General features: G+C 51.6%; 19 protein-coding genes. 4 read left to right on the forward strand and 15 right to left on the reverse strand.

Going from position 1 to position 25997, the window contains the following annotated elements:
• Window positions 1–2: 2 nt before the first annotated feature.
• The 7 genes from hrcA to AB1483_10965 all read right to left on the reverse strand — a co-directional run bounded on the left by hrcA (window position 3) and on the right by AB1483_10965 (window position 7862).
• Window positions 3–1046 (reverse strand): heat-inducible transcriptional repressor HrcA, encoded by a 1044-nt coding sequence (hrcA, locus tag AB1483_10935; protein ID MEW6412967.1) that lies wholly within the window; start codon window positions 1044–1046, stop codon window positions 3–5.
• Window positions 1047–1234: 188 nt separating this feature from the next.
• Window positions 1235–1543, reverse strand: coding sequence for a hypothetical protein (locus tag AB1483_10940; GenBank protein ID MEW6412968.1), 309 nt, complete (start codon window positions 1541–1543; stop codon window positions 1235–1237).
• 63 nt (window positions 1544–1606) lie between these two features.
• Complete coding sequence (locus AB1483_10945) at window positions 1607–3154, reverse strand: DUF4384 domain-containing protein (GenBank protein ID MEW6412969.1); 1548 nt, start codon at window positions 3152–3154, stop codon at window positions 1607–1609.
• A 40-nt stretch (window positions 3155–3194) separates the two neighbouring features.
• Window positions 3195–4058, reverse strand: coding sequence for a hypothetical protein (locus AB1483_10950; GenBank protein MEW6412970.1), 864 nt, complete (start codon window positions 4056–4058; stop codon window positions 3195–3197).
• Window positions 4059–4221: 163 nt separating this feature from the next.
• On the reverse strand, window positions 4222–5574 hold the full coding sequence (locus tag AB1483_10955) for a sigma-54 dependent transcriptional regulator (GenBank protein ID MEW6412971.1): 1353 nt from the start codon (window positions 5572–5574) through the stop codon (window positions 4222–4224).
• Window positions 5575–5657: 83 nt separating this feature from the next.
• On the reverse strand, window positions 5658–6335 hold the full coding sequence (locus AB1483_10960; GenBank protein MEW6412972.1) for an outer membrane beta-barrel protein: 678 nt from the start codon (window positions 6333–6335) through the stop codon (window positions 5658–5660).
• 273 nt (window positions 6336–6608) lie between these two features.
• Window positions 6609–7862 (reverse strand): leucine-rich repeat domain-containing protein, encoded by a 1254-nt coding sequence (locus AB1483_10965; protein MEW6412973.1) that lies wholly within the window; start codon window positions 7860–7862, stop codon window positions 6609–6611.
• Window positions 7863–8312: 450 nt separating this feature from the next.
• Here AB1483_10965 and AB1483_10970 point away from each other — a divergent pair, with 450 nt between their 5' ends.
• A complete protein-coding gene (locus AB1483_10970; protein ID MEW6412974.1) occupies window positions 8313–10139 on the forward strand; it encodes a DJ-1/PfpI family protein in 1827 nt (608 codons plus the stop codon).
• 75 nt (window positions 10140–10214) lie between these two features.
• On the opposite strand, the gene AB1483_10975 is transcribed toward AB1483_10970, so the two are convergent.
• Window positions 10215–12401, reverse strand: a complete 2187-nt coding sequence (locus tag AB1483_10975; protein ID MEW6412975.1) for a M14 family zinc carboxypeptidase — start codon at window positions 12399–12401, stop codon at window positions 10215–10217.
• Window positions 12402–12662: 261 nt separating this feature from the next.
• Here AB1483_10975 and purD point away from each other — a divergent pair, with 261 nt between their 5' ends.
• From purD to AB1483_10990, 3 genes are all read left to right on the forward strand, one after another.
• The gene (gene purD, locus AB1483_10980) at window positions 12663–13940 is read left to right on the forward strand and encodes a phosphoribosylamine--glycine ligase (protein ID MEW6412976.1); all 1278 of its coding nucleotides are present in this window, start codon (window positions 12663–12665) and stop codon (window positions 13938–13940) included.
• A 15-nt stretch (window positions 13941–13955) separates the two neighbouring features.
• Window positions 13956–14402, forward strand: a complete 447-nt coding sequence (gene purE / locus AB1483_10985; protein ID MEW6412977.1) for a 5-(carboxyamino)imidazole ribonucleotide mutase — start codon at window positions 13956–13958, stop codon at window positions 14400–14402.
• A gap of 64 nt (window positions 14403–14466) precedes the next feature.
• Window positions 14467–15375, forward strand: coding sequence for a tetratricopeptide repeat protein (locus tag AB1483_10990; protein ID MEW6412978.1), 909 nt, complete (start codon window positions 14467–14469; stop codon window positions 15373–15375).
• 166 nt (window positions 15376–15541) lie between these two features.
• Here AB1483_10990 and AB1483_10995 read toward each other — a convergent pair whose 3' ends face one another.
• From AB1483_10995 to mutL, 7 genes are all read right to left on the reverse strand, one after another.
• Window positions 15542–16786, reverse strand: a complete 1245-nt coding sequence (locus AB1483_10995) for a hypothetical protein (protein ID MEW6412979.1) — start codon at window positions 16784–16786, stop codon at window positions 15542–15544.
• 110 nt (window positions 16787–16896) lie between these two features.
• Window positions 16897–19149, reverse strand: coding sequence for a FlgD immunoglobulin-like domain containing protein (locus AB1483_11000; GenBank protein ID MEW6412980.1), 2253 nt, complete (start codon window positions 19147–19149; stop codon window positions 16897–16899).
• A gap of 323 nt (window positions 19150–19472) precedes the next feature.
• On the reverse strand, window positions 19473–19757 hold the full coding sequence (locus AB1483_11005) for an HU family DNA-binding protein (protein MEW6412981.1): 285 nt from the start codon (window positions 19755–19757) through the stop codon (window positions 19473–19475).
• Window positions 19758–19953: 196 nt separating this feature from the next.
• Entirely contained in the window at window positions 19954–20862 is a 909-nt protein-coding gene (gene sppA, locus AB1483_11010; GenBank protein ID MEW6412982.1) for a signal peptide peptidase SppA, read from the reverse strand.
• Window positions 20863–20873: 11 nt separating this feature from the next.
• Window positions 20874–23111, reverse strand: a complete 2238-nt coding sequence (locus AB1483_11015; GenBank protein ID MEW6412983.1) for a LysM peptidoglycan-binding domain-containing protein — start codon at window positions 23109–23111, stop codon at window positions 20874–20876.
• 131 nt (window positions 23112–23242) lie between these two features.
• On the reverse strand, window positions 23243–24166 hold the full coding sequence (gene miaA, locus AB1483_11020) for a tRNA (adenosine(37)-N6)-dimethylallyltransferase MiaA (GenBank protein MEW6412984.1): 924 nt from the start codon (window positions 24164–24166) through the stop codon (window positions 23243–23245).
• Window positions 24159–25988 carry a DNA mismatch repair endonuclease MutL gene (gene mutL, locus AB1483_11025; GenBank protein MEW6412985.1) on the reverse strand — a complete coding sequence of 610 codons (1830 nt, stop codon included), beginning with the start codon at window positions 25986–25988 and terminating at the stop codon, window positions 24159–24161. The genes miaA and mutL overlap by 8 nt, the downstream gene beginning before the upstream one ends.
• Between the last annotated feature and the right edge of the window lie 9 nt (window positions 25989–25997).

A 25997-nucleotide genomic window follows, 5' to 3' on the forward strand; every position in this document is an offset into this window, starting at 1 on the left:
TGCTATTCCTTATTCTCATCCAATCCCGAAAGCACTTCGGTAATAGTCCTGGCCGTGTACTCCACGACCGATACCAGTTTGCTGTATGCCATTCGTGTCGGTCCGATGATTCCAATCGTCCCGGAAACCTTGCCCACGCGGTATTTGGAACTGACCAGCGAACAGCTCATAATCTCCTGAAACTGGTTTTCTTTACCGATGGTGATAAACAATCCTTCCTCGACCGCGCGGTTAAGGAAATCCGATAACACCTTGCCGTCCTCGATCATCTTTATCAGACCGGAGACTTTTCGAAGGTCGGCGAACTCCGGTTGTTGCACCAGATGGTCAGCGCCCGCCACGTGAATATCTTCCGAACGACCTTCGGACCATATCTTGTCCTTGGAATCGATTATCAGTTTAATCAGCCGACCGTGGCCCGGCAAATCAGCCATTCTCTTTGAGATCGACTCCTTGATCTCGCCGAGCGTAAGCCCGGCCAGACGCTCGTTGAGAACCGACTCAACTTCGCGCAATGTCGGCTCGGACAGGTCCGCCTCGATCTCGATAATCACACTTTTGGCCAGACCGGAATGCACCACCACCACCACCATAAGGCGACCATCGGCAATAGGTATAAGCTTAAGGGCCTTTAAAACACCCTCTTCAAACCGGGGCGCGATTGTAACTCCAAGCTGATTGGTAATCTCGCTTAAGACTTTGCAGGTCTGACCAAGAATCTCGCTGATTCCACGACCCTCGCGGAGAATTGAACCCTTAATGAACTTCTTCTCCCTCTCCGTGAGAGCATCCGGCTTCAACAGATAATCGACATATACGCGGTATCCCAGATCGGTGGGAATGCGACCGGCCGATGTATGCGGCTGAGTGACCAGACCAAGTTCCTCGAGGTCCTGAAGAGTATTGCGAATGGTGGCCGAGGATATCCCCATCTGGAATTTGTTGGCAATAGCTCTGGAGCCAACCGGATCAGCGGTGGCGATATAGTAATTGATCAGATTCTCGAGAATCTCTTTTTCACGTTGTGTTAAATTTTCGAAAGCCATATGAATCACCCACACCTGCCACTTTGGCAGCCGCAATGGCAGAGCGCTAATAAATTACGGGTTATTTATAACAATTGTCAAGGCGAAATGATTCCTGGGAAACGAATTTCGCGCCAGGGGACTCAAAAAGAAACCGGCCGCGGCTAAATGACCGTGGCCGGTTTGGGAAAAAATCATATCTGATCGCTCTAACCTTCGTCGTCTTCCTTTTTATCGTCTTTCTTCTTGTCCGTCTTATCGTCTGTCGACTTCTTCTTCAGGTTCTCTTTGCGATCATCGATACCATTGTTGTTTTTATCTACGAAGTCATCGTATTTCTTGTTCTGCTCAGAACTCGAATCAGACTTCTTTTTGGCCTCTTCTTTCTTCTTGTCCTGATCCGACTTCTTCTGGGTCACCTTTTGCGGCTGCTTTTCCTTTTTCTCGATTGCGGCGACATTGCCGGCGACGGAGAACAGAAACAAGCCTGCTATCAGATATGTAAGCATCGTTTTCATTTTCACTGCTCCGTCAATAATTTAGACCTTACAATCTCTCTTAGCAACCAAAATCCTTCCCACTTACTTCTTGGACTTTTTGGTGCTGTTATCAGGTTTGTTATCGGTCGATTTGCTCTTGCTCGATGAATTGTCGCTCGAGGAGTTGCTTTTCGCCGGAGCGGTCGCTTTTGATGATCCCGAACCACTGGACTGCTTTTCCACCTTGGTCGGTCTTGACCCGCTGCTTGACGAGCCTCTGTCGGATGAACCTTTGGTGACTGTCTTGGCGGCTCCTCGCGAACTCGAACTCGAACCCGACTTCTTCTGGTAATAACCCGAACCGGCTTCGCTCGATGTTTTACTGCTCGAGCTGCCCTTGGTCACCCGCTGGCTACCGGACGAACGGGTTGCTTTTTCACTGCCGGTGGAGCGTGATGTTCTTTCCGAGACGGTAGACTTACGGGCATCACCCGAGGCATCCGACCCTCTCGATTTGCCCGACTGGTATGAACGCGCCGACTCACCGGCGTCTTTCGACTTGGCAGCCGCGCCTGATTTGGTCACGTTACCGACTGTCTCAAAACCGCGATCGGTCTTTACAACTTTCGCGGCGCCCCGGACATACTTCTTGTCCAGCGACACTTGGTCGGTGGAGACCTTGGATACCGTCTTGGAGCCCGTTATGACCGTCTTCGAGGGCGTACCCACCACGGACTTGGTCTTGAATGTCGGGTAACCGCTGGTAATCGGGTCGCGATAGCCAATCACACGAACGTCTTTGTACTTCGACACCACTGTGGGAAGCGGGTTCACGATAGTCCGGTCCAGAACAACCGTGTGGTAGCGGGTGATATGCACCGGGTACTCCCAGCAGTAACCATAGTAATCGTAAACCGTGAAGGTGTGCCATCCGATATAGATCCTCGGTATATACAACGGCGCCACACCCCAGTAAACACCGTCAATATAAACCGTACCGCCCCACGGATAGTCGATATAGACATTACCACACACTGTCCAGGTAGGATAGTGCGGATAGTGAATCGGGCGGTAGTATTCCGGTTCCCACTCATTGATATAGATCGCGGCCCGATCGAACGCAAAGCGCTGCCCGCCGTAGCGAACGAAATAATGCGAATTCAGATAGTCCATGTAATCCAGACGGTCGTCCCAGTCACAGACAAGGCCCGACGATGGGTACCAGTCCGGAAGCGGGAATCGTTCGCGCGAAGCGATAATCTGAATGTTCTCCACCCCGCTGGGGCCGCTCACCACGAAATCGAAATCATCATCGCCACCGGGAAGACTATAGGTTGCCCCGCCGCGAATGAAATTGTCGGCCTCCGGCGCCACCGGGAACAGCATGTTAACCCGCCCGCGGCTGTCGATCGAATAAATCGCCACGAACGCGTCGCGGTTGGCGCGGAAATTCAATACCAGATTATCACCGTCGTAGAACTCGTCATCCGAATGATTTGTCCAAATCTCCACATCCAGGTAGCGGTCAATCTTGATCTGGTCGTAGTCTTCGGCCGAAAAAACTTCGTCCTGCTGCGCTCTCACAACCGGCGCAAGTATGACAGCCAGAAGAGCCGTCATGCCGAGTAGTTTTGTGATGCTGCGTAACACTTTATTTACCTTCCTTTCACTTATATTTCTATCCAGAGTGTTAAAAGCTCACCTTAAGGTAGTCCTCACCGTGAACCGGCTTCTCCAGGACGACCGGCTTGAGTTCAGGATTGCCTTCGTCAGTCTGATAAGCCCACTCGAACGTAATCGAATTCGTATGAATCGCCGTCACACGCATCTTGGCGAAATTGTTATCAGCCGTCCAGATTACATATGTGTGATACAATACCACCTCGACCCAGCCGATTTCCGACCACCCCTCGGTCGGCGCCCAGCCGATATCGTCGAAACTCGAGGTATACCCCATGTCCTGGAGATCGGTGTTAATGTTGGCGGCGTTTATATAGAACACACTCTGCGTTTCGTCTACATCGAGATATATTCGGTCGATGACTATGTCCGCCGCCGTGTTGTCCCAGCTTACCGTCGTCTGGGCGGCAAAACTGTATCCCGATGCCTCAGGTATCACCGTGGAATCGAAAACCTCCGCCTGTCCTTCAGGTCTGGGAGTATCAAAAACATTTTCAGCCGACAATTCAGAAACGTTACCCGCCTGGTCGACTGAAGAGACGGCGTAGTAATAAGTCACTCCATTAACCACAGCGTCGTCGATATATTCGTAGATATACAGATCGAGATCCGGGTTGGCGACCGCATCCACCCGGCCTATCTCTGCATAATTCGTGGTGGGTTCAAAGGAACGCCAGATTATGTACTCCGTGATATCGCTTTCATAAGGACCGTTCCAGAAAACATAAACCTCTCCATCACCTGTAACGGAATAAACGCCCTGAGGAGCAGCCGGAGTGAAATCAGCGACGATAACATCAGGCTCGTCATCGGTGCATCCGACGAAAAACAAGGCCGTCGCGGCCAGAACCAGCGCGAATATTTTCGTTTTCATAACCCAATCTCCTTAGGAATTCTGTTGTCTTCGGTTAATAGTTAATCAAAACCCGTGCCGAAGCAGACAAGTGCTTAGCTGGTCAACACTTAACTGATTTTAGGGGATTAATAGTAACATGGCAGCGCACAATAATTGTGCGCACAATGAAAAGGACGCACTCTTATTGGTCGTTTGGCGACAAATCGTATTCTTTGATCTTGGTTCTCAAGGTGTTGCGGTGTATTCCCAGCTTTTCGGCGCACAGCGACATATTCCATCCGAGGCTATCCAGACAACTCTTGATATGCCGTTTTTCCATTTCGGCAAGAGTCGTCATGGCGCCGCCGACGGTGGGGCCTCCCGTAGTAAGGCCGCTGAGATTTGTTTTGCGGATTCTGTCATCGCGGGTCAGAACAACCGCCCTCTCGATGATATTCTCAAGTTCGCGGACATTGCCCGGCCAGGAGTAGTTTACCAACAGCTCCGCCGCTTCAGGGTCGATACCCCTGATTTCTTTTCCGACTTTCCTTGAGTATTTTTTAATAAACTCATCGGCCAGCAACAATACATCCCCTGCCCGGTCTTTGAGAGGAGGCAAATAGATTCGAATGACATTCAGCCTGTAGAACAGATCTTCGCGGAACTTCTGCTGCTCAACCAACCTGTCAAGATCTCGATTGGTGGCTGCGATTATCCTTATATCGAGCGGGATTTCTTTGACCGAGCCCAGCCGCTCGATTTTTCGATCTTCGAGCACTCTGAGAAGTTTCACCTGCATCGTAACCGGCATCTCCCCGATTTCGTCAAGGAACAGCGTGCCGCCATCAGCCAGTTCGAACCGTCCCTGCTTGGCTTTGTCCGCACCGGTGAAGGCGCCTTTTTCATAGCCGAAGAGTTCGGACTCCAGAAGATTTTCCGGGAAAGCCGCGCAGTTGATAGCCACCAGCTTCTTTTCCGCGCGAGGCGACAGGGCGTGAATGGCTCTGGCGACCAGTTCCTTGCCCGTGCCCGATGGTCCAGTCACAAGCACCGTAGCATCCTTGGGGGCCACCAGCGATATCATTTCTTTTACCTTTTTGATAGCCTCCGACCGACCAATTATCTCAGAACTGGGGAAAATTTCCGCCAGACGTTCACTCATTACCTTGTGCTCGACAACAAGTCGGTTCTGCTCGGCTGCCCGGTGGAGTTTGACGATAAGCTCATCGAGATCCTCGATTGGCTTGGTGAGATAATCAAAGGCGCCGGACCGCATCGCCTGTACAGCCGTTTCAACTGAGCCAAAGGCGGTCAGCACGATCACCTGTACGAACGGGTTAATCTCCCTCAATCGATCGAGAAGTTCCAGGCCGCTGATACCCGGCATTTTCAAATCAACCAGCGCCAGCGGCGCGAATATTTTGTGATACTGCTCCAAGGCTGCCTCACCGCTTTCAGCGGTGTGAACCTCAAAGCCTTTTTTAGTTAAGAAACCCTTGAGCAGGTCGCGCTGGCTCTGCTCGTCATCGACGATTAGAAGTCTCAAGTCTTTCATCGCATAAAACTTAGATATTGCCCTCATTTCAGGCAAACAAAAAACCCGCCAAGGGGCGGGTTTTTTTCAAACTCGTTGGTACATCAGTCGCCGGAACCAATCAGAATTCTTACGCCGGCGTGAATCTCCCAAACCGCAAGATCATCGCCGAACACGTAGGTCGTTCCCTCGTACTCATGGTCGGATTCGGCGGATTTGATAATGTGGTAGTTGCCTTCAATAAAGAAGCCGCCGTAGTCGGCCGTGTAAATGAATCCGCCCGCGCCTATCCCGTATGAAAGTGCCGGGGAGTAGGAAAGCTGACGGTACCGGTCATTGTCTCCATCACCATCGCTGTCGACATAAGTGGTAAACTTGTTGAAAGTCAGGCCAATGTTGGCCTTCACATACGGCGAATAGCTCGAATAAGGCATCAGATAATACTTGGCATAGACCTGGGGATTATAGATTCGGTGCTTGAGATCCGCAGCCGCCTCATCGTGACTGTAGGCCGCGATTGAGTATTCAGCGAACCTGAACGAAATTCCCGCCACCAGTGGGTTGGAGATAAAATATCCTATATCCATGCCAACATTGTAACCTGTCTTGGCGCCCAGGGAATCGTTCCATTCGAGCATATCCGAGGTGGGGCCGTCCACGCCGCCGAAGAAGTTCATCTCCAGAATATCGCGAGCCCATTCTTCTTCTTCTTCCTGGGCCATCACGGTCAAATTGAGCAAAAGTAACAACAGAGCCGCAAGCAAGATCACTGATTTTTTCATGGTGATATCCTCAAAAGCCTTTCGTTATATTCCACACACTTCGCTCGGCTGCTTTGCCCCTGAAGCCGCTTCGCGAAAAGTTGAAGTAAACATTTTATAGACGCTTTGTCAACTGATTATATCCAAAGGCGACCACAAAAAACGCTGCTTACCCCTGCTTTTTGCTTGGGGCAAAAGCGGTTACATCTGGCCGTCGTCAAACAAACGAAACGCCGGCAGTAAGCCCGCCGGCGTCGGCTCAAAGCTTCAGGACGCTTTCAGAAATTCTCAAAATCAATGATAAACTGTCACATCCCTGGCCTCGAGCGCGGGAATATGTTCATTTACTGATTCCTCTGAAAGGGGATTGTTCTGTAAGAACACGACGTCACCGGAATCCAAACCGGGATTGTTGACCAGTGGCTCGATGTCAACAATCTCGTTGTAGCGCAGGTTCAATTCCCTAATGCCGGTCAATCCTGAAAGCGGTGTAATATCGGCTATTCGGTTGAAGACAAGGTTCAGGATTTCTAATCCCGTCAAACTCCCCAGAGCGGTTACATCGCTAATGTTGTCGCCATTCAATATTAGAGTTTTTACCTGCGTTAGATTAGCCGCAAAACTGACGTCCCCCAGCTGATTGCTGCCAAGATCCAATTCCGTTAAAGAGTCCAACCCATATAGGGTCGTGAAATCAGTTACATCGGTGGAATTGAGCCGGAGCCAGCCAAGATAACTCATATTGGCCAGCGGTGTGATATCGCTGATCGGATTCTCCCCTGCGATGAGTTGACGAAGCCCGGTCATGCCGGCCAACGGGGATAAATCCGAAATGTTGTTGTCAGCCAACCCCAGCGCGAATATCTCATCCAGATCCGCTAATGGTGTAAGGTCACTGATATTGTTACCGTACAGAAAGAGAAAGTGAACCGAGACAAAATACTCCAGACCTGTTAAATCTTCAATTGTAAGATCTGTCGCGCCAAAATCAGTGATATTCTGAACATCGGAAAAATGAATGTCACCCGTAGCCAACCCAATTGTATCGCGAACCACCCGCACCAGAGCCGTATCGGCAAACACCACAACCTCATCAACGAGACAGGTCAAACTCAGACAGTTCGATAATCCACTCCAATTGCCAGCCACGTCGCGGGTCTTTATGGCAAAATAGTATTTCTGACCCGACTGAAGACCGTCCACGGTATACTCCTGAGTCATACCGGCCGGGAGTGGCGGATCAACCTCCGTTGCCTGAATCGCCGATAAAAAATTCGCGGCTGTAATGGAATCCGTTGATCCTCGAAGATCGTACTCGTAGGCACATCCCGTCGAACCATCATCGCCAGGGGCTGTCCACCGAAGCAAAGCAGAGTTGGTGTTTACAGCAGCCACCCGTAAATCGACAATAGCACTCGGGGCGAGACCATCATTATCCTCGTCATCATCTACGTCTCCCCCCGTCGAGTTGTCCGAACAGGAAAAGGCCAACATGCAGGTGAGCGTCAGAACCATCGACAGCCCCCATGCCCTCACGGATCTGTACATATCAACCTCCTTTTGAGAACCCTCGAACCGCCATACCTCAAAACATGTGAAACCGGCGCGCGTTATTTAGTCTGTTTGAATGTCGCCGGTAGCATAATAGACAAATTTCTCAATTATAATGACGCAATGTACCTCCCCATGCCCGCAGCGTCAACCTGTCAGCATAAAAAAAACGTCAAGACCAGCGTAGACTGCGCGCCGTACCCCTTACAATATGCACGTAACAGTCTCGCGATTGATAGCGAATATACGTCGATGAATCACCAGTTGATGCCAACCTTCGCTCTGAGCAGCATATTGGGGGAACGAGGCCAGAGCGCCATATTTTGTTGGCACACTTACTGTTGCGCCTGAGGGCGAAGGCGCGTTCCGAACGAAACAAAATCTCGGTTGATTCGTCTATGAAACAGGTGCGCCAATTAAACAAACACCAAAAGAGGAACCTCGCCAATGATAGAATCTCGAAGAAAAACGCCAGCCATAGTGATTCTGATGGCGCTCGCCGCTATGATAATCATGACAGGCTGCTCAAATGAGCCTGAGCAACAGACTCACGGCAAGCGAATTCTCGCCATAGTCCCCGAGGGTTTCGGCATCAACTACTTTCTGCTTCGCGATGCACTTGAGCAGTACGGTTATTCCATTACCTGCGCCGGACTCACCGATACCGTCGCGATCTGCGAGCCATTCAGTGTCCCGCGCGGCGGCTTGCCTATGACGGTCGACACGCTTTTGTCGCAGATGGCGGACTTATCGGGGTTTGACGCCATAGTCCTTCTCACCTCCACACAGTTCACCGATCGCGAACCGTTTGCGGATATCATTGGCAACGATCATACCATGCGCCTTATCGCCGGGGCAGCATCCAAGGATATTCCCGTTTTTGCCTCCTGCGCCGGCGTCCGCGTGCTGGCAGCGCTTGACCTTATTAACGGCAGGTCGATCACCGGCAGCGCCAGATACCAGCAGGAATTCGAAGCGGCCGGTGGTATTTTTAAGGGAGTCGATTTTGCCCCGCAGATTATCGGCAACCTGATCACCTCCAGCCGCGGCCAGTATAACAATATCCCCAACGCCACGGCTATTTCGGCGGCAATAGAAAACCGTGAGACCGAATCATCTGAAGAGAAAATGTCGCCGACTGACTTTATGACCGTATCCGATGCCGGATTCTCCGGCGATGATTTGATCTGGGCCAAAAAGTACGGAGGGTTGTCGGCCGATGGCGCTGGCGGGTTGTGCCCGACTGCCGATGGCGGCTGCCTGCTGGTGGGCTACACATTCTCGCAGGGCTGCGATAACGCTGACATCCTCGCTATCAATACAGACAGCCTCGGCGACACTATCTGGTCCAGAACATACGGCGGTCCCGGCAGCGACTACGCTCTCGCTGTCCTGCCGGTCGAGGACGGTTTCGTAATCACCGGCTACACTACATCGATAGGCGCGGGAGAAAAAGACGTTTACCTGCTCAAAATCGACCCGAGCGGACAGCAAATCTGGTCACACGCGTACGGCGGCGCAAACTGGGATGTCGGTACGGCGGTCTGTCGAACAGACGACGGCGGCTTTGCTATTGCAGGGTACACCACCTCTGAAGGCGCCGGCGAAGAAGACATTTACCTGGTCAGAACCGATATCGGCGGGGAGATGCTCTGGAGCCGGACTTTCGGCGGGGAGAAAACAGATATGGGTAACTCGATTGTTTCTGCGCCCGATGGAGGCTTTGCCATCGGTTCGACCACCAACAGCTTCGGAGGCGGCAACAGCGATTTCTACTTGATCAAAACGGACGCAACTGGCAACCAAAAGTGGGCAAATGCCTATCATCCCACCGGTGAACACGGACACGGTTTCGATTGGGGAACCTCCATGTGCGCCTCATCCGACGGCGGCTACTTCGTAGCTGGATTCTCCGACTGTAATGATCTGATGGACGCTTATGTAATCAAAGTTGACAAGGACGGAAATGAGCTCTGGGCGCGGGCTTTCGGCAATGAATTTTATGATTACGCCGTTTCCATACAGCCATCCGCCGATGGCAGCGTCCTCGTCTGTGGCGTCACCAAGGCCCCCTTTAACAACAACGATGTATTTATCGCCGGGATTGATTCGGACGGATCGGTCGCTGCGAGTAAATTTGTCGGGAGCGATGGCGCTGATTGGGCAAGCGGCTTCGTGATGATCTCCGATGGTCATTGTATTGTGAGCGGACAGACAGACGCTAAAAGCACCGGCCACCCGGATTTCATGCTGGTGAAAATCAAGTTTCAGTAATGGATGCTGACAAAAAAACACCCCGGTTCGCGCCGCGAGCCGGGGTGATGCACTGTTGTTCGGGACAAATCTTGTCTATTGAAGCGGATGGCAGCCGGCAGGCGCCGGACCGCCCTTCCAGATATAGTTCACGAGATATGTAAGATCCAGGGGATCGACCTCAAGATCGCCATTTAAGTCAGCTTCCTCGAGACACGCAATATCCGAGCCGCTTTTCCACAACCAGTTCACGAAATAGGTGACATCGAGCGGATCCAGAAACCCGTCATGATTTATGTCACCGGAAATCACGCAGCACAAAGTATTCGCGACGACCGTGTGCGTCATCTTGGAGAGATAGCCTTCCTGTCCCTCGGCGTCAGTCGCCGCGACGCTATACCAGTATTCGCCGTTAGCCTTGCCCGTAAAATTGTAGAAACCGTCGGTAATGGAGGACGACACCTGGTTCACGGTATTGAATATCTCTATCCGTTCAATATCATCGATGTAGACACCCTCTTCATAGTAATAGTCGTCGGTGATGTACGATAGGCGAAAGATTACTTGCTGCCCCTCGTATGGTGTCAGATCGAACGGGGCGAGAACCCAAATGCCGGAGGAGCCGGTGATACCGTTGCCGTGATTCATTCCGTTAGGATCATCGTTAGTTGTATAATCGCCCGCCAGGTTTTCGAAGCTAAGGCCGCCATCGGTCGATACCTGGGCGTAGAAATAATCCCAGCCCGCTTCGATATCGTACCACAGCCACATCCGCAACATATCCCCCGTCTTCACCTCATAAGGCGTCCTCGATTGCAGCCAAGCGAAACCATCGTAATTCAACACGTTGTGCCAGCTATAGCTTCCCGTATAATCTCTGTCGGTCGATCGCGAAAAGAACACGGCATCCCAGTAACCATAGTCGGCCTCGACATTGTCGACAACCTCCTGTCGGTCGGAATATTCCATCAGCCGGTAGGTGACAGCGGGGTTGTCGGTATCATCGAGCGTCCAGGCTACTGTATAATCGCCGGTCGATTCTTCGGGACTTGTAATCTGAGGGACCAAGGGAGGGGCTATGGCGTATGGATTATCGGCGATCTGCGCCAGGTACAGGTTAGGATAGAGGTTCTGCTCGCAGAGTATGGGTATACGCGACGGCGATGGCCAGAAACCATCGGAACTCGACCCGATTTCAACAGTCAGGGAGATGATCGCCGGTTTGGACAAGGTATCGCCCCAAATCCAATCATCAGAGTCACCGTTGGTCGGATACAGAGTCCAGCCTACACCTGGGGTGTAGTTATTGTATTGCGTTATCGTATCGCCCAGGTTGGCATAATATTCCTGGCGTAAATCAAAGAACCGGTCATAGCTTGGCGACCACAATTCCAGGTTAGAATATGTGTGAAAGTTGTGGACGATGGTAAAATCGCGGGAGACGATAAAGTTTCTAAGATTCTCGGTTTCGGGTTCGGAAAAGCCCGCGGTCCCGCGATAAGTCTCGTAGTTGGGTACCGGGCTTGAGCCCAGGTTGTCATAACCCCACTTCTCGCCCCAGTTGCGGTTGAGGTCAACACCGTAGGAACCGTCATAGTTCTCACGACGGTTCTTGCGCCACATACCGCCGCCGTTGGGAGCTATTTCCTCATTGTAGTAGTAACCATCCGGATTTGCTACCGGGCAAAAGAACAGCTCACGATTGTCCACCAGATAGGTAACTTCGGGGTCCGTGCCATAATTGGCGACAAGATACTCCAGAAAATACAGCAGAGCAGCCGCTCCGGCAGGCTCACGGGCGTGTATGAGAGAGTTGTAGAAAACTTCCGGCTCGTCTTCATCGACACCCGGATTATCGGACACCTTGACCACCCACTGGTTGCGCCATTCTATTGTAAGACCAATTGAGTATTTTGAAGTCATTATGGTCGGATGTGCCGCCGCCAGATCGTCAAGATAAGTCTCTATTTGAGCGAGGGTCATGAATCCGCCGAAGTCCGCTTCTTCAGCCCGGCTCACATAGAACTCCTGCACGTCGTCATGGATGACATCGAACCCAATCCCTTTCTGACGCAGTTTTTGAATATCGGATGGATTGGCGAAAGCATCGAACTCCTGTCCGGGTTGGCGTCTGATATCCATGCCCATTTCGAGCATATCCAGGTATTGTTGTTTTGTCATCGGCTTTATTCTGATTTGAGAGATTCTGTCAGCCCCCGCTGCTGAGGCCAATACGGTGACTGTGAGGATGAACACGATAACTGACAATGTTATCCGAAACATGAGCCCTCCTTGAGCCTGTGCAAGGTTCGGTTTAAGCTGTTGCGGCGAGTACTATTAAGCCTAAAATAAGCAATTTTGCCAAATAGTAAACATCTTTCTCTCTATTGTTGTGGCATCCAGTGATTTTGCCTTAAAATGAGTGTGGAGACACGATAGTCCGTAGATGTCGCTCTGGAAAAAACAGTTTGTCTTTTGTGGTTGAATGGCTTATAATTTACGTTTTAAGAAAACCAGCCAAATATAGAAGATTTTTGGGGAACGATGAAAGTACTGGTAGTTGGTTCCGGCGGTAGAGAACATGCACTGGTCTGGAAGCTCAAGAGTTCCAAGAAGGTAGACAAAATTTACTGTGCTCCGGGCAACGATGGCATCGGCCAGCAGGCGAAATGTGTTAACATCAAGGCTGACAACATCAAGGGCCTTGCGGACTTCGCCGCCAAACAGAAAATCCATCTGACGGTTGTGGGGCCTGAAGCTCCGCTGGCTCAGGGAATTGTCGACGAATTCCAGAGAAGAAAACTCAAAATCTTTGGTCCGGACAAAAGAGCCTCCCAGCTCGAGAGCAGCAAGATATTCTCCAAAGAGTTTATGCGCCGTCACCACATCCCCACGGCTCCGTTCAGGGTTTTTGACACGGCGGCCGAAGCCATGGGATTTTGCAAGTCGGTACAGTTTCCGGCGGTCATCAAAGCCGATGGTCTCGCGGCGGGAAAAGGCGCGGTGATTGTCAAAGATATTGGGCAGGCGGAGAAAATAATCGATGAGATGATGATCAGGAAGGTCTTCGGCGGCGCCGGCGAGCGCATCATCGTCGAATCCTTTCTCACCGGCCAGGAAGTATCGATCATGGCAATCGCCGACGGGAAAACCGTTCTTCCCCTGCTGCCCAGTCAGGACCACAAACAAGCTTACGATGGTGACCGCGGTCCGAATACCGGCGGCATGGGTGCCTACTGCCCGGTGCCGTTCGTGGATGCTGACATGATGGAGCGGATATATGAACACATTTTGCTGCCCACCATAAACGGACTGGCCCAGGAAGAAATTATCTACAAGGGCGTTTTATACGCGGGCCTCATGTTGACCGAAACTGGTCCGAAAGTGCTCGAATTCAACTGTCGATTCGGCGACCCTGAGACCCAGGCTGTTATTCCTCTGCTTAAATCCGATTTGGCCGAGGTTATGATGGCCGTTGTCAACCAGAAGCTCGGTTCATTTGGTAAACTCGGCTGGCGCAGTGAATCAGCCGCCTGCGTTGTCATGGCCTCGCGCGGATACCCGGGCAGATATGCGACCGGCATCAACATATCGGGGCTGTCAGACGTCCATAACGATAACTCTTTTGTCTTTCACGCCGGAACGTCCAGGCAGGGCGGAAAGTGGCTTACCGCCGGTGGTCGGGTTCTTGGAGTGATGGGTATGGATAAGACTCTCAAGCTGGCTCTCGAAAGAGCCTACCGGGAGGTATCGAAGATTCGCTTTGACGGCGCCATGTTTCGTCGCGATATCGGGTCCAGGACCGGGAAACCTAATAACTGATGAGGTTGTTATAAAATGGCTATGGTATTAATAATAGTCGGTTCGAAATCCGATCTCGAATACGCCGAAAAGTGCAAAGAGCAACTGGCTGCGTTCGGCATTGAAGGCACCATTGAGGTATCATCCGCGCACCGTCATCCGGAAAAAACAAAAGAACTTACGTCGGGGGCCGAGGCCAAAGGCTACGAAGTAATCATAGCCATGGCGGGACTTTCGGCTGCTTTGCCGGGAGTCGCAGCTGCACACTCCAATCTTCCCGTAATTGGAGTTCCTCTGCCGGCGGCCCTGAACGGTCTCGATTCATTGCTCTCTATTACTCAAATGCCGCCCGGAATTCCGGTGGCGGCTGTCGCGATCGGCACGCCGGGGGCAAAAAATGCTGCCGTACTGGCGGCCAGAATCCTGGCCCTCAAACACAAGTCGGTGAAAGATGCCCTCTTGAAGCATCGAAACTCTCTGTGATAAAACGGGATCATTTAAGAACATTATTTGTAAAACGTATAAATGGAGAACGTAAGGAGTGTTTATGTTCGAAAAGAGAAAGTCAAATTTCTTGTCACTGATGTTTCTAACCGCTGTTCTCTCAGCTTCGTTGGTGGCCCCCGCCACATTGCTTGCTGAGCCAGAAAAAGCAAAAGAGCACTTCAATGCCGGCCTGAGCGCCGAAAAAGCCGGCAACGAGGCTGGCGCGATTACGTCGTATGAGGCCGCAATCGGTGAGGATGCGGGGTTTGTCGACGCCTACATCAATCTCGGAGCCATATACTTCAGACAGAAGCAGTTTGACAAAGCCCTTCAGAACTTCAAAACCGCCACCGAGAAAGACAAAAAGAACGCCGATGCCTTCGCCAATCTGGGCCGCGTCCAGTACGCTCTCAAGAAATACGCCGAAGCTGAAATCGCTCTCAAGGAGGCTATCGCCCTCAAGGGCGGCGACGCTGAGTACTACAAGGACCTGGGCAAAGTTTACTATCGCAAGCAAAACAACGAAGAACTCATCGCTGCCTTATCGAAGTGCCATCAACTCGGCGGCGGCGATAATCTGACTTACTATATGTTGGGTAAGGCCTATGAGGACACGGGCAACATGGATCAGGCCATTAATGCCCTGAAGAAGTCGGCCGAACTGGATCCCAAATACGATAACGCTCATTCCGCCATTGGCGCCATCTATCTCTCACAGGAGAAATATAACTCGGCAGCCGGGGCATTTAAATCCGCTCTGAATGTTGACCCGAACAACTACCGTGCGGCCTTCAACTACGCGGTAGCGGTGGAGTCGGGCAACCCCGAGAATTTCGATGCCAACATAGCCAACTGGGAGAATTTCATTCGGATCGGCTCCAAGAATCCGAAAGCCAAAAACGATGTGGCGGTCGCCAAGGAACATGTGAAGGAACTCAAGGCGGCCAAAGAAAAGGCCAATCTGCAGTAATCCCTTCCGAGAAGATTTATAAACCGCGAAAGCCCTGAATTACTTCAGGGCTTTCTATTTGCATCTTAATCACATCCCGAAGGGAGGATGTGCCGCCAAGGGGAGGGAAACCCGACGGCACATTTGGAAAATAGTATGGCGACTAAAGAGCGTTTATATCAAACATTTACTTTCGGGTGAATTCAACCTTTTCGAAGTCTTCCCAGTCGATATCCACTTCTTCGCCGTTATCGAGCGTCACGAAAACACCCTTATTGTCCTCGTCAATATCGTTCGAGCCGCGAAGACGGAAAGTGCGGCCATCGGAAACGGTAACATCGCAAGACCTGTACGAGCGCTTGCTTATCTCTTTAATGAGACCGAACTCGATGTCGAATTCAATGTCATGATAATCGCCGTCCAAAATCTCCCAGGTATATTCTTCATCATTATCCCAACGGATCTCACCCGTGACCTTCTGACCGTCTTCGGTGTAAACCGTGCCGTAAAGCCGTTGGCCACCGTCAAAATGACCATATTCGATCGCTCCGGGGGCCTTGGAGAAATCAAGCTTCTCGAACTCGTCCCAGTTCACGCGCACCTGTCCGAAAGCGGGGTCGGAGATAATAATGCCGCGATTGCCATCATCGATATCATTCGACTCTCGAAGGAGCATTTCGTCACCATCCACCAGCTTCACTGTCGCTCCGCTGGAGCTGTATCTTTCAATGGATGCGATCTTGCCGAACGGAATCTTTCTTTTGCGGTTGCGCTCATCACCGTCGAGGATATCCTCCGTGAACAACTCATCAATATCCCAGCAGACGAATCCGTTGAACGTCTCTCCTCTGCGCGTTGTCAGCGTACCATACAACCGATCGCCGAAATTTGACGAATATTCTTTATCCGGAGCCAGGAAAGTAATTGATTCGATATCATCCCAGACGAGTTCAATCTCACCTTCCTGGTTGTCTTCGATGATAATCTCCCTTATGTCTTTGCCGATATCGGTAGAACCGTGCTCCAACTCGACCTCAATGCCCGATTTCGTCGTCAGCAATACCATGTCGTCATCAACAACCTCGAGTGACTTAATGTGACCGAAACGGATGCCTGACTGAGCGGTTCCGAAATCCGACCACGAGGAATACTTGTCTCCAAGGGTCAGGCCGAGAATCTTTATCGACGTACCCTCGTCGCGATAACGTTTGCGCTCGGATTTTCTGAGATTCTTTTTGGGAAGATTCTTATCTCCGTCAAGAACGTCGACCCAGCCACCCTCATTTTTGTCCCACCTGATCAGGCCCTCAAACACGTCTCCATCGACGGTCTGGATCTTTCCGTAAATGCGCCCCGTATCCTCCGCCTGGGCTACGACAGCCAATGTTATCAGAAGCCCAAGAGTCAGCGTTGAAATTCTCAAAATGCTCATAATTCCTCCGTTACGCTCAACCTGCTTATTCATCATGGTTTGTTTACGTTCTGGATAACAGAAAGTTACGGGGGAAGCGCAATTTTTGAAATTATGCGCGAAGAACCGCTTTATTTCAATAAGGCCATTTTACGGACAGCCACCATCCGGTCCGCTGCGAGACGATAGAAGTAGATGCCCGACCCCACGGGATCCCCGTCGTCAGAGAGGCCATCCCAGCTTAAACGATACGAACCGGAAGGCTGGACTCTGTCAACCAGCGTCCGAACCGGCTGACCGAGGATATTATACACTTTAAGTGTTACTTTAGATAATGCCGGCAAATCATATCTAATGAGAGTACTTGAATTAAATGGGTTGGGGTAATTTTGCTTGAGGGAAAATGAGCCCGGAAGTTCATCCAACGGATCGCCGCTAAGGTCCGTCAACGGAGAAATAGTAATCTCGGCGCCGCTGAAATCCGGAATCAATTCGGCGGCCCCCACTGTCACTCGAAATTGGAGAGTGTCGTTTGAAACCGTGTCGATCGAGCACGCGCCGCTCGCAGCTCCGGCGGTAAAGTACAGATCGCCCAGATAGTAACTTCCCGGGCTAATGGTTGCTGTCGGCGTCCACTCAATCAGGACGAGTCCACCGGCGGTATCGATCGTTGACTGCAGGCCCACATCAGCCGGCAATGTCGGTCCGGCAAGAATCGAGTCGACCATCAGGCTATCCTTGTCGAATTGAAGTGGTAGTGAGATGTGAACAAGGTCGTTTACAATGACAGCCGTAATAGGGGTGCTGCCGACCCCTCCCTCCTCAACTATTGCCGGGTCAATTCTTATCGTGTCTTTCTGAAGACCGATCACGTCCAATCTCACGGAAACAACCAGCGAAGAATCCTGACCGGCCACGTCGCTGAAAACCAGAGTACCAAAATAGGTTCCCTGAACCAGAGTGTCCGTAGCCACCGTTACACTTACCGTGTCCGGAGTAGCGCCTGAGTCCGGAAGAGCGCTGAGCCAATCGACCGTTGTCGAAATGGTGTAATCCACCGGTTCAGCTCCCGTATGATTTACCACAACTGTCCGTGCCGAAGGAACCGCGTCGGTCTCGTTCATGACCAGACTGATTGAAGTGGGAGTAATAGTCAACGATGGCTGTTTATATCGTGTTATGGAGGCATAAATATCCCAGTTCCCGCTGCGATCATCCGCCCAGGTGACATAGCGATACTCACCGTCCATCCCGACATCGGGATCAAGCTGGTTGCCGCTCAAGTAGTCGTTGACGCGGAAATTCGATCCGACCAGGTTGCTGGAGTTATCAAGTATCTGCCCGGTGATATTCCAGCCGTCGGTGGTCGAGTCCGACCAGACCACCACGGTGTTACCCATGCGATCCGATGTTATTGCCGCTTCGCGCTGGGCGTTTTGAGTGCCGTCATAATTCACCCTAACATCACTCTTGACCGGTGTCATGAGGGTATCGAATGTTCTCACGTAGATATCAGGGTTGGATGGGTAAGCTCCGTTGCGCCAGTCCACCCAGGCGACGGTAAATCTTCCCGTACCATCGGCAGCGACATCGGGAAACGCCTGCCTGGCTCCCTGGCTGTCGGAGTTCACTTTGACATTTATTCCCAGCCTGTTTCCGTCGCTGTCAAAGCGCTGAACGAATATATCGTCATTACTGGAACGGTTGTCATACCAGGTGACCACAAACCATCCCTGGGGCGACACTGAGACGCGCGGCGCGTGCTGCTGAGCCGTACCGATATCGTCGTTTATCTTGAAATCTGTCCCAACGAGACTGCCGTCTGATTCGAACATCTGCCCGTAAACATCCCAGTTTCGATTGCGGTAATCGACCCACACCACCACGCCGCCCCCCCACTCGCCGAGAGCGAGATCGGGCGTTTCTTTGAGGGAGTCGGGGACATTGACCGTGAGATTCACATTGCTTCCAACCGGGAGGACCGATGAATCATAGGCCTGGAAGTATATATCCGGTCCGAAGGGATAGAGATCGTTGCGATAATCTTTCCACACCACCGAGTACAGCCCGGAGAGATCGACCGCGATGGCCGGTTCGAATTGATAGGAATTATTGGTGTCGTCGTTTACTTTCGCATTATAGCCGGCAGCATACCCTTGCGGGTCGAATCGCTGGAGATAGATGTCGTTGGTGCTTCCTCGACGGTCTGTCCAGACAATCACGAATCCGTTTTTATCGGCCACGGCCAGCCTTGGCGCGTTCTGGACTGTGGTCGTATTATCATCATTGACCAGAAAGTCCGCTCGCTCGACGGCTTTCAGCGGAGTGGCGATTAGCAAGAGCACCGCCGCCACGGCCCAAATGTTGAGTCTGTCAGATTTCACCGAGAAATAATAGGCAATAGAAATGCCCACCTGAGTAGGCGGGCATTAATTGACTCTACACCTCGGCTAATCTGTTGATTGCCAGAAGATTATCTATTTAAAAAAACCGTCAGGGAGAACACGCCCCGGTGTTCGTAGTCCCGTCAGCCGGAAATATCTTCCAAAACTGGAGAAACAATAGTTCCCAGTATCAAAAAGCTATCTTACTTTCTTTTTGTGACGATTAGCGCGTCTGCGTTTTTTCCGTTTATGAGTCTTAATTTTGAGGCGCTTACGCTTTTTTCCGCTGGGCATTAATCCTCCATCTTGACATTGATTGTCCCTTAGATAGACAGTTTCGTGATCATGTTCTTGAACTCGTTCGACGGTTTGAAAACCGGAACTTTGCGATCAGGAACCGGTACAACTTCACCGGTGCGAGGATTGCGGGCCTTGCGGGCTTTGCGTAGCTTAACCTTAAAGGTCCCAAATCCTCTGATTTCGATGTTGTGGCCGTTCTCGAGCGACTTTTTCACGGTATCGAGAAATGAGTCCACCACAACGGCCACGTCTGTTCTGGTAAGGCCTGTTTTCTCGGCAACCTTTTCAACTAAATCAGCTTTGGTCACAGTGTCCTCCCAAGACAAAACGTATTCTGATTAATGGTATTTATTTCAATCTTACTCTTCATATAGTCGAATCTGCCACTCCGGGAAATTTCTAACCCTTTGGGGCAGGAAAAGATACCCAATATTTCCATAAAAGAAAAGGAAAATTATTGGTTTATCAACTGTTTTTTGCGCTTTTTTTCAGAAAATTTGCTTGTTACTGATAGAGATACATCAACTGCGGCCCGGAAATGACCTTATTAACGGGCTGGGCCAGCAGGCTGGCGGCGCTACCCAGGAGGTCAAAAATCGTCACATTTTTGCGTTCGTAAGGATATACCGCCCTGGGCTCACCCGATATGTTAGCCAGGTCAGCAGCTACTTCCAGTGCCTCGTTCAAACCGCCAAGAGTATCTACCAGGCCAAGGTTATAGGCCTGTAGACCCGTAAAAACCGAGCCATCGGCCAGCGGGTAGATTTCTTCGATATCCTTGCCCCTGCCGTCGGCCACCACCTGAACGAACTGCTCATAAGTATCCATGACCACGGATTTAAGCATCAGCTCTTCCTCAGCCGTCATTGACCGACTGTAATTGCCCACGTCTTTTAGCTCGCCCGCCTTTATCGTCTCTGTCCCAACGCCGACTTTCTCCATCAGGCCTTCGAACGTATGGAACTGGAATATCACACCGATCGAGCCGGTAAGCGAGCCCGGGTTGGCGACCACTCTGTCGCAGGCGCAAGCGATGTAATAACCGCCCGACGCCGCAACGGAGGCCATTGAGGCCACCACCGGTTTTTCATAGTCGAAGCGGGCGCGGTGAATGGCGTCGTAAATCTCCTGAGAAATAGCGACTCCGCCGCCACCAGAATTTATATGAACTACTATCGCCTTGATCGAACCACTCTCCGCCCACTTTTCGATAAGCCTTATAGCTCTGCGGCCGGAATCCTCGTCGATCACGCCATAGACTTCCACCACACCAATGTTCCCGCCCATTCCCGTGAACTCAAACTCCCCCTCCGGAGAAAGCATCTCAACAAACATTACCCCAAAAAATACGAAAGCCACCACGAAGACGGTGACTATCACAATCCCGACAATAATATCTCTTCTTTTCGCCATAGGAATCCTGTCTAATTTAAATAGATCCTCAGTGTCTCCCCGATGTTGAGCCTGTCGGGATCATCAATGTTATTATTCGCTCTAATACGGGCGATAGTCGTGTTGTACCTTCTGGCAATTGCCCCCAGAGTCTCGCCCCGCGCCACCCGGTGAATCACGTACCGGACATCGTCGGAAGCGACTTTCAGCACTTGTCCGGGATAAATACGACTGGAGCGGCCAAGACCGTTCAGCCTGCGGATCTGGCTCGTGGTCGTGCCGTACTTTCGGGCGATGTCCCACAGGGTATCGCCTGACCGCACTTTATACGATTTGACATCATCGGAGCCGCCGCTACTTTCAGTCGACGCGTACGTGGCGGACGATTTCGAGGTGACGTTCTTGTCCTTGAGCTGTGTGGCGCCCGATGGAATTCTCAGTTTCTGGCCCACATAGATTCGAGAACCTTTCTCGATGTAGTTGTCCCTGCGAAGGTCATCGACAGTGGTACCGAAAGCTTTGGCAATATCCCACATGGTATCGCCGGAGCGGACGACATATATCGAATTTCTTGCGGAGTAATCCAGGTTTTTGCGGTTCGATGACGCCTGGGAGTAGTCACGATCCAGCGGGACCGGTACGATCAGCGTCTTACCCTCATATATCTTTGAACGCTGGCTCAAGTTATTGGCCTCGAAAATGGCATATTGGGAGACACCATACTTGGCCGCTATACTGCTTATGGTCTCCCCCCGATTGATGCGGTGCTGCACCCAGCTTGTCTCTTTGGGAGACGGCATACCGTCATAGGCAGCCCAGAACTGGTCCTTTTTTCCGGGCGGAATTTTCAGAGTGTATTTTTTGGTGTTCGGAGGGGTGTACTTTCTCAGAAGCTCCGGATTCAGTTCTTTAAGTTCTTCCTCGCTGCAGCCTATCTCCCGGGCCACAACACCCAGTTCGAGACACTTGTCTATTTCCACCTCTTCCCAAACAACCTCATCCTCGTGCTCAATATCATAGAAGCCGTATTTCTCGGGATTTTTGGCGATAATAGCCGCCGCCATGATCAGCGGCACGTAATCCATAGTCTGTCGTTTCAGTTTCAATTTCCAGAAGTCGATGGTTTTTTGCTTTTTTATCTGACGACTCACACGTCCCGGGCCGCCGTTGTAGGCGGCCATCGCCAGTTCCCACGAACCGAACTGATTGTACAGATCCCTTAGAAACTGACAGGCGGCGTGGGTCGACTTGATCGGGTCCTTGCGCTCATCGTACCACCAGCTACGGTCAAGCTTATATAACCGTCCGGTCGAGGAGATGAATTGCCACAGTCCCATCGCTCTCGCCCAAGAGTATGCATGAGGATTGTAGCCAGACTCAACCATGGAAAGATAGATCAAATCCTGCGGCAGGCCGTATTCGGCGAGGATTCTCTTCATCATCGGGGTATACCTTTTCGAGCGCTTAAGGAACTTGTTGAATACGTCTCTTCCTACAGTCTGGTAATAGACGATAGAACTTTTGACCCGCTCGTTCATTACGACCGGAATGTCGTATGTTACCGGAGCTTCTTCGCTTCGGTAAACCCGCATAGTGTCATCACCGAGTTGACTGGCGAGGTCGCCGAACCGCTCGATGAGAACAGTCGGCGAGACATCGGCGTCGAGTTTTCCCAACGACCGCATCGTCACGCGATAATCCGCAATAAGTCCTTCCATAAGACCGGTGTATTTCGCCGCCTCGGGTGTCAGAGCCGAGTCGGCCTCAACGTCGATATTAGCCAGCACGCGCAAAGCCTTTTCAAAATAATACTGGGCCTCTTCCCAGCTGGCCTCACGATTGGCGATCACGCCCATGGCGTGATACTCTTCGGCCAGATCGAATTGACGCCAGAGGTCATCGTCGACAGCCGACGCTGAGTCATCGAGGTCGACACTACTGTAAAATACACCCTCTATTAATTCATAGTCGTCCGGGTCGCTTTCAAGAGGATCGGAACTATCCTCCCGCTGAGTCGTGTCTGAAGACTGAGTCTGCGCTTGTTCGGATGGTGTCTTGTTGAGCAGCAAATCGAGCAACGGCTTGTCTGCCACCGCGGCCGTGTCCTCCTCGGACGAACTGCCCGAGTCAACATCGGTCTCTTCCGCTGGTGGCCGACCGGCATAAATCTGCGGCGATGACATCGAGCCTTTGCCGGAACAACTGATGTTGGCAATGGTGAAAAGGATTAATACAGTTAGTAAGATGGCGGTCTGAAGTGTTTTTCTCATATCCTCATCCATGATGATATTCCTGTCTTTTCTTTCAATTATCGGAAGAAAATTCCGTTTTTTTAGGCCCAATGAGCTAACTCGTTGACATTTAACCCACCCCTCGAAACCATGTCAAGTTTAATCTCGTATCATTTTTCGCCGGGCCAGCCCCTAAGGTCGATCGAATTGAGTAAACTTTCCCTATCCTCAAAAAATACGCAGTCCGGCTGCCTTCTAAACCATGTCATCTGCCTTTTGGCGTATCTTCGGCTGTTTTGCTTAATAATGCTTACAGCTTCAGACAGTGAAAAGTTTCCATCAAGATAATCAAGCAGTTCGCCATAGCCGATTACATTAGCTCTTCGGATCCGCTCCCGATATCCTTTTTGAATCAGGACTTTCAACTCCTCCAACAGACCATCGGTCATCATCCGATCAACACGCCGGTTTATTGCCTCATAAAGACCCGGGCGCGGAGGTGTCAGGCAGAAATATTCGAACTCATACCTACCTTTTCGATAGGCTCCCGAAGCCATCAGTTCCGATTTCGGTTTGCCCGTAAGTTGGAATATCTCCAACGCCCGGATAACCCGCACCTTGTTGTGAGGGTGGGTCTTGGCTGCCTCCAGCGGATCAATCTCTGTCAGGCGACGATACATTTCCTCCGGGCCCAGACTTTCCATCTCGGATGCCAGTTCTTCGCACACCGACATATCGTCCTGTTCTATCTCCACCACCCCCTCGGTCAGCGCCCTTAAATACAATCCCGTGCCGCCGACCACGAGAGGGATTTTCTTACGGGAAAGAATATCTTCTATCGCCTCATTGGCTTCATCGATAAACCTGAAAGCACAATAACGTTCCCCCGGTTCGATGAGATCAATCAGGTGAAATTTGACCATGGATTTTTGCTCGGGTGTTGGTTTTGCCGTGCCGATATCAAGATGGCGAATAATCTGACGGGAATCGGCCGAGACTATCTCCACGGGGTATTCGCCGGCCAGTTCAACCGCAGCCGCTGTCTTGCCCGAGCCTGTGGGGCCGCAGATAATCGGTATCGGCTTCTCAGGCACGGCCAAATTGTCTGTCCAAATCTTCCCGGGTTAGCTTCACAAAGGTAGGACGTCCGTGGGGGCAGGAATATCTATTGTCGCATTCGAGCAGGCGGCCAATCAAATGAATGGCCTCTTCGTCTGAGAGCCTGTCGCCCGCCATTACGGCTGAACGGCAGGCAATAGACTGAGCCATGGCTTTTTTCATGTCATGACCGGAGGCTTTGAGCGAGGCGAAATCATCGAGAACTTTCGTGAATGCTTCCGATGGAGACTTGCGCGACAGAATCGACGGCACCGCTTCGATGTTGACCATTCTCCCGCCAAAATGCGAAACGGTAAACCCCGATTTATTCAGCAGCTCGGCTGCCTCGTCAAATACAGTCAGAAGTTCAGGGTTCAACTCTACCTGGGCCGGAAAGAGCAACGTCTGCGCCTCCACCGACTGACTTTCCACCTTGGCGAGAATCTCTTCGTAGAGCACGCGCTCATGAGCTGTGTGCTGGTCGATGATATATAGGTTATCGCCAGACTGAAAGAGCAGATATAAATTGGCGAATCGGCCAATAAGGCGAAGACCCGCCGGTGCCGCAGCATCGCCCTCGTCCGGTGCACCGCTGCGCAACTCATCGATCACTTCGCCGGTGCTCCGGTCGACCCGCACCACGTCCTGCCCTCCTGCCGGCGTTTCAGAGCCGGCTTTTTTGTACAACTCTTTCAGAAGACTGAAATCGACTTCGTGGTGACCCTGAACACCCGGGATATAACCGCCTGCCCTTCGATCAGAACCCGATGCACTTCCCTGCCATGGTCCGGACTGCGCCGAAGGCTTAAAGACAGGTACGATACCGTCCTGCTGCAGAGATTCCTTCACAATCCTATAAACAGCGTCGTGTATCTCTCTTTCGCGCGAGAGTCGGACTTCGGCCTTGGTCGGGTGAACATTCACGTCCACTTCAGTCGGATCCACCGTAAGAAGTAGCGCCCCGGTCGGGAAAGTACCGCGTGCGATAAGCTCGCCATAGCCTGCCGCCAGAGCGTGTGACAAGCTCGGCGAATAGATATAACGGCTATTGATAAAGACAAATTGACCATAGCGGTTGTTCTGCACCATTTCAGGAGAACCGATATATCCCGAAACTTTAACCGGTCCCATCTCGCCCTGGACCTTTACCAGTTTATCCTGCGCTCCCAGTACGGCGGCTACTCTGTCGCACAGCTCTGAATCGGCCGGTAAGGAGAAGATACTTCTACCGTTGAGGTTGTATGAGAACGCGATATCGGGTCGTCCGATTGCGAGCGCCATAGCCGTGCGCGAGATGTGCCGTGCCTCGGTGGTTTCCGCCTTGAGGAATTTCCGGCGCGCGGGAGTGTTGTAAAACAGATTCTCGACTTCGATTATCGTGCCGGGTGAAGCTGAGGTCGGCTGTTTGGACTGAAGTACCCCGCCCTCGTAAATTATCTCGGTGCCAACCGTGGCGTCATGCGGCCGCGTGACCATACGAAGACGCGATATCGAAGCTACCGACGGCAGCGCCTCGCCGCGAAAACCATAGGTATAAAGGCTATTCAGGTCGTCGAAACTGGCAATTTTCGAGGTGGCGTGACGGGAGAAGGCGATCTCTACCTGCTCGGCCGGTATACCACACCCGTTATCGACTATTTTTATCAGGCGGGTTCCTGATTTCTCGATGATAATTTCGATGCGTGTGGCGCCCGCGTCGATAGAGTTTTCCACCAGTTCCTTTACAACCGCGGCGGGCCGCTCGATAACCTCCCCGGCGGCAATCTTGTTAATCACCCGCTCCGGCAGGGGCCTTATCCATCTGCGCGTTTGTTCCACCAAGGTCAA

Source organism: Candidatus Zixiibacteriota bacterium (assembly GCA_040756055.1).
Taxonomy (GTDB): domain Bacteria; phylum Zixibacteria; class MSB-5A5; order GN15; family FEB-12.

Coding starts and splice junctions, on each gene's coding strand:
- AB1483_10975 (MEW6412975.1), bottom strand. CDS start 12,401: ATGTTTCGGATAACATTGTCAGTTATCGTGTTCATCCTCACAGTCACC.
- AB1483_10955 (MEW6412971.1), bottom strand. CDS start 5,574: ATGAAAGACTTGAGACTTCTAATCGTCGATGACGAGCAGAGCCAGCGC.
- purD (MEW6412976.1), top strand. CDS start 12,663: ATGAAAGTACTGGTAGTTGGTTCCGGCGGTAGAGAACATGCACTGGTC.
- AB1483_10960 (MEW6412972.1), bottom strand. CDS start 6,335: ATGAAAAAATCAGTGATCTTGCTTGCGGCTCTGTTGTTACTTTTGCTC.
- AB1483_10990 (MEW6412978.1), top strand. CDS start 14,467: ATGTTCGAAAAGAGAAAGTCAAATTTCTTGTCACTGATGTTTCTAACC.
- hrcA (MEW6412967.1), bottom strand. CDS start 1,046: ATGGCTTTCGAAAATTTAACACAACGTGAAAAAGAGATTCTCGAGAAT.
- AB1483_10940 (MEW6412968.1), bottom strand. CDS start 1,543: ATGAAAACGATGCTTACATATCTGATAGCAGGCTTGTTTCTGTTCTCC.
- AB1483_10965 (MEW6412973.1), bottom strand. CDS start 7,862: ATGTACAGATCCGTGAGGGCATGGGGGCTGTCGATGGTTCTGACGCTC.
- AB1483_11015 (MEW6412983.1), bottom strand. CDS start 23,111: ATGAGAAAAACACTTCAGACCGCCATCTTACTAACTGTATTAATCCTT.
- sppA (MEW6412982.1), bottom strand. CDS start 20,862: ATGGCGAAAAGAAGAGATATTATTGTCGGGATTGTGATAGTCACCGTC.
- purE (MEW6412977.1), top strand. CDS start 13,956: ATGGCTATGGTATTAATAATAGTCGGTTCGAAATCCGATCTCGAATAC.
- AB1483_10970 (MEW6412974.1), top strand. CDS start 8,313: ATGATAGAATCTCGAAGAAAAACGCCAGCCATAGTGATTCTGATGGCG.
- AB1483_10950 (MEW6412970.1), bottom strand. CDS start 4,058: ATGAAAACGAAAATATTCGCGCTGGTTCTGGCCGCGACGGCCTTGTTT.
- AB1483_10995 (MEW6412979.1), bottom strand. CDS start 16,786: ATGAGCATTTTGAGAATTTCAACGCTGACTCTTGGGCTTCTGATAACA.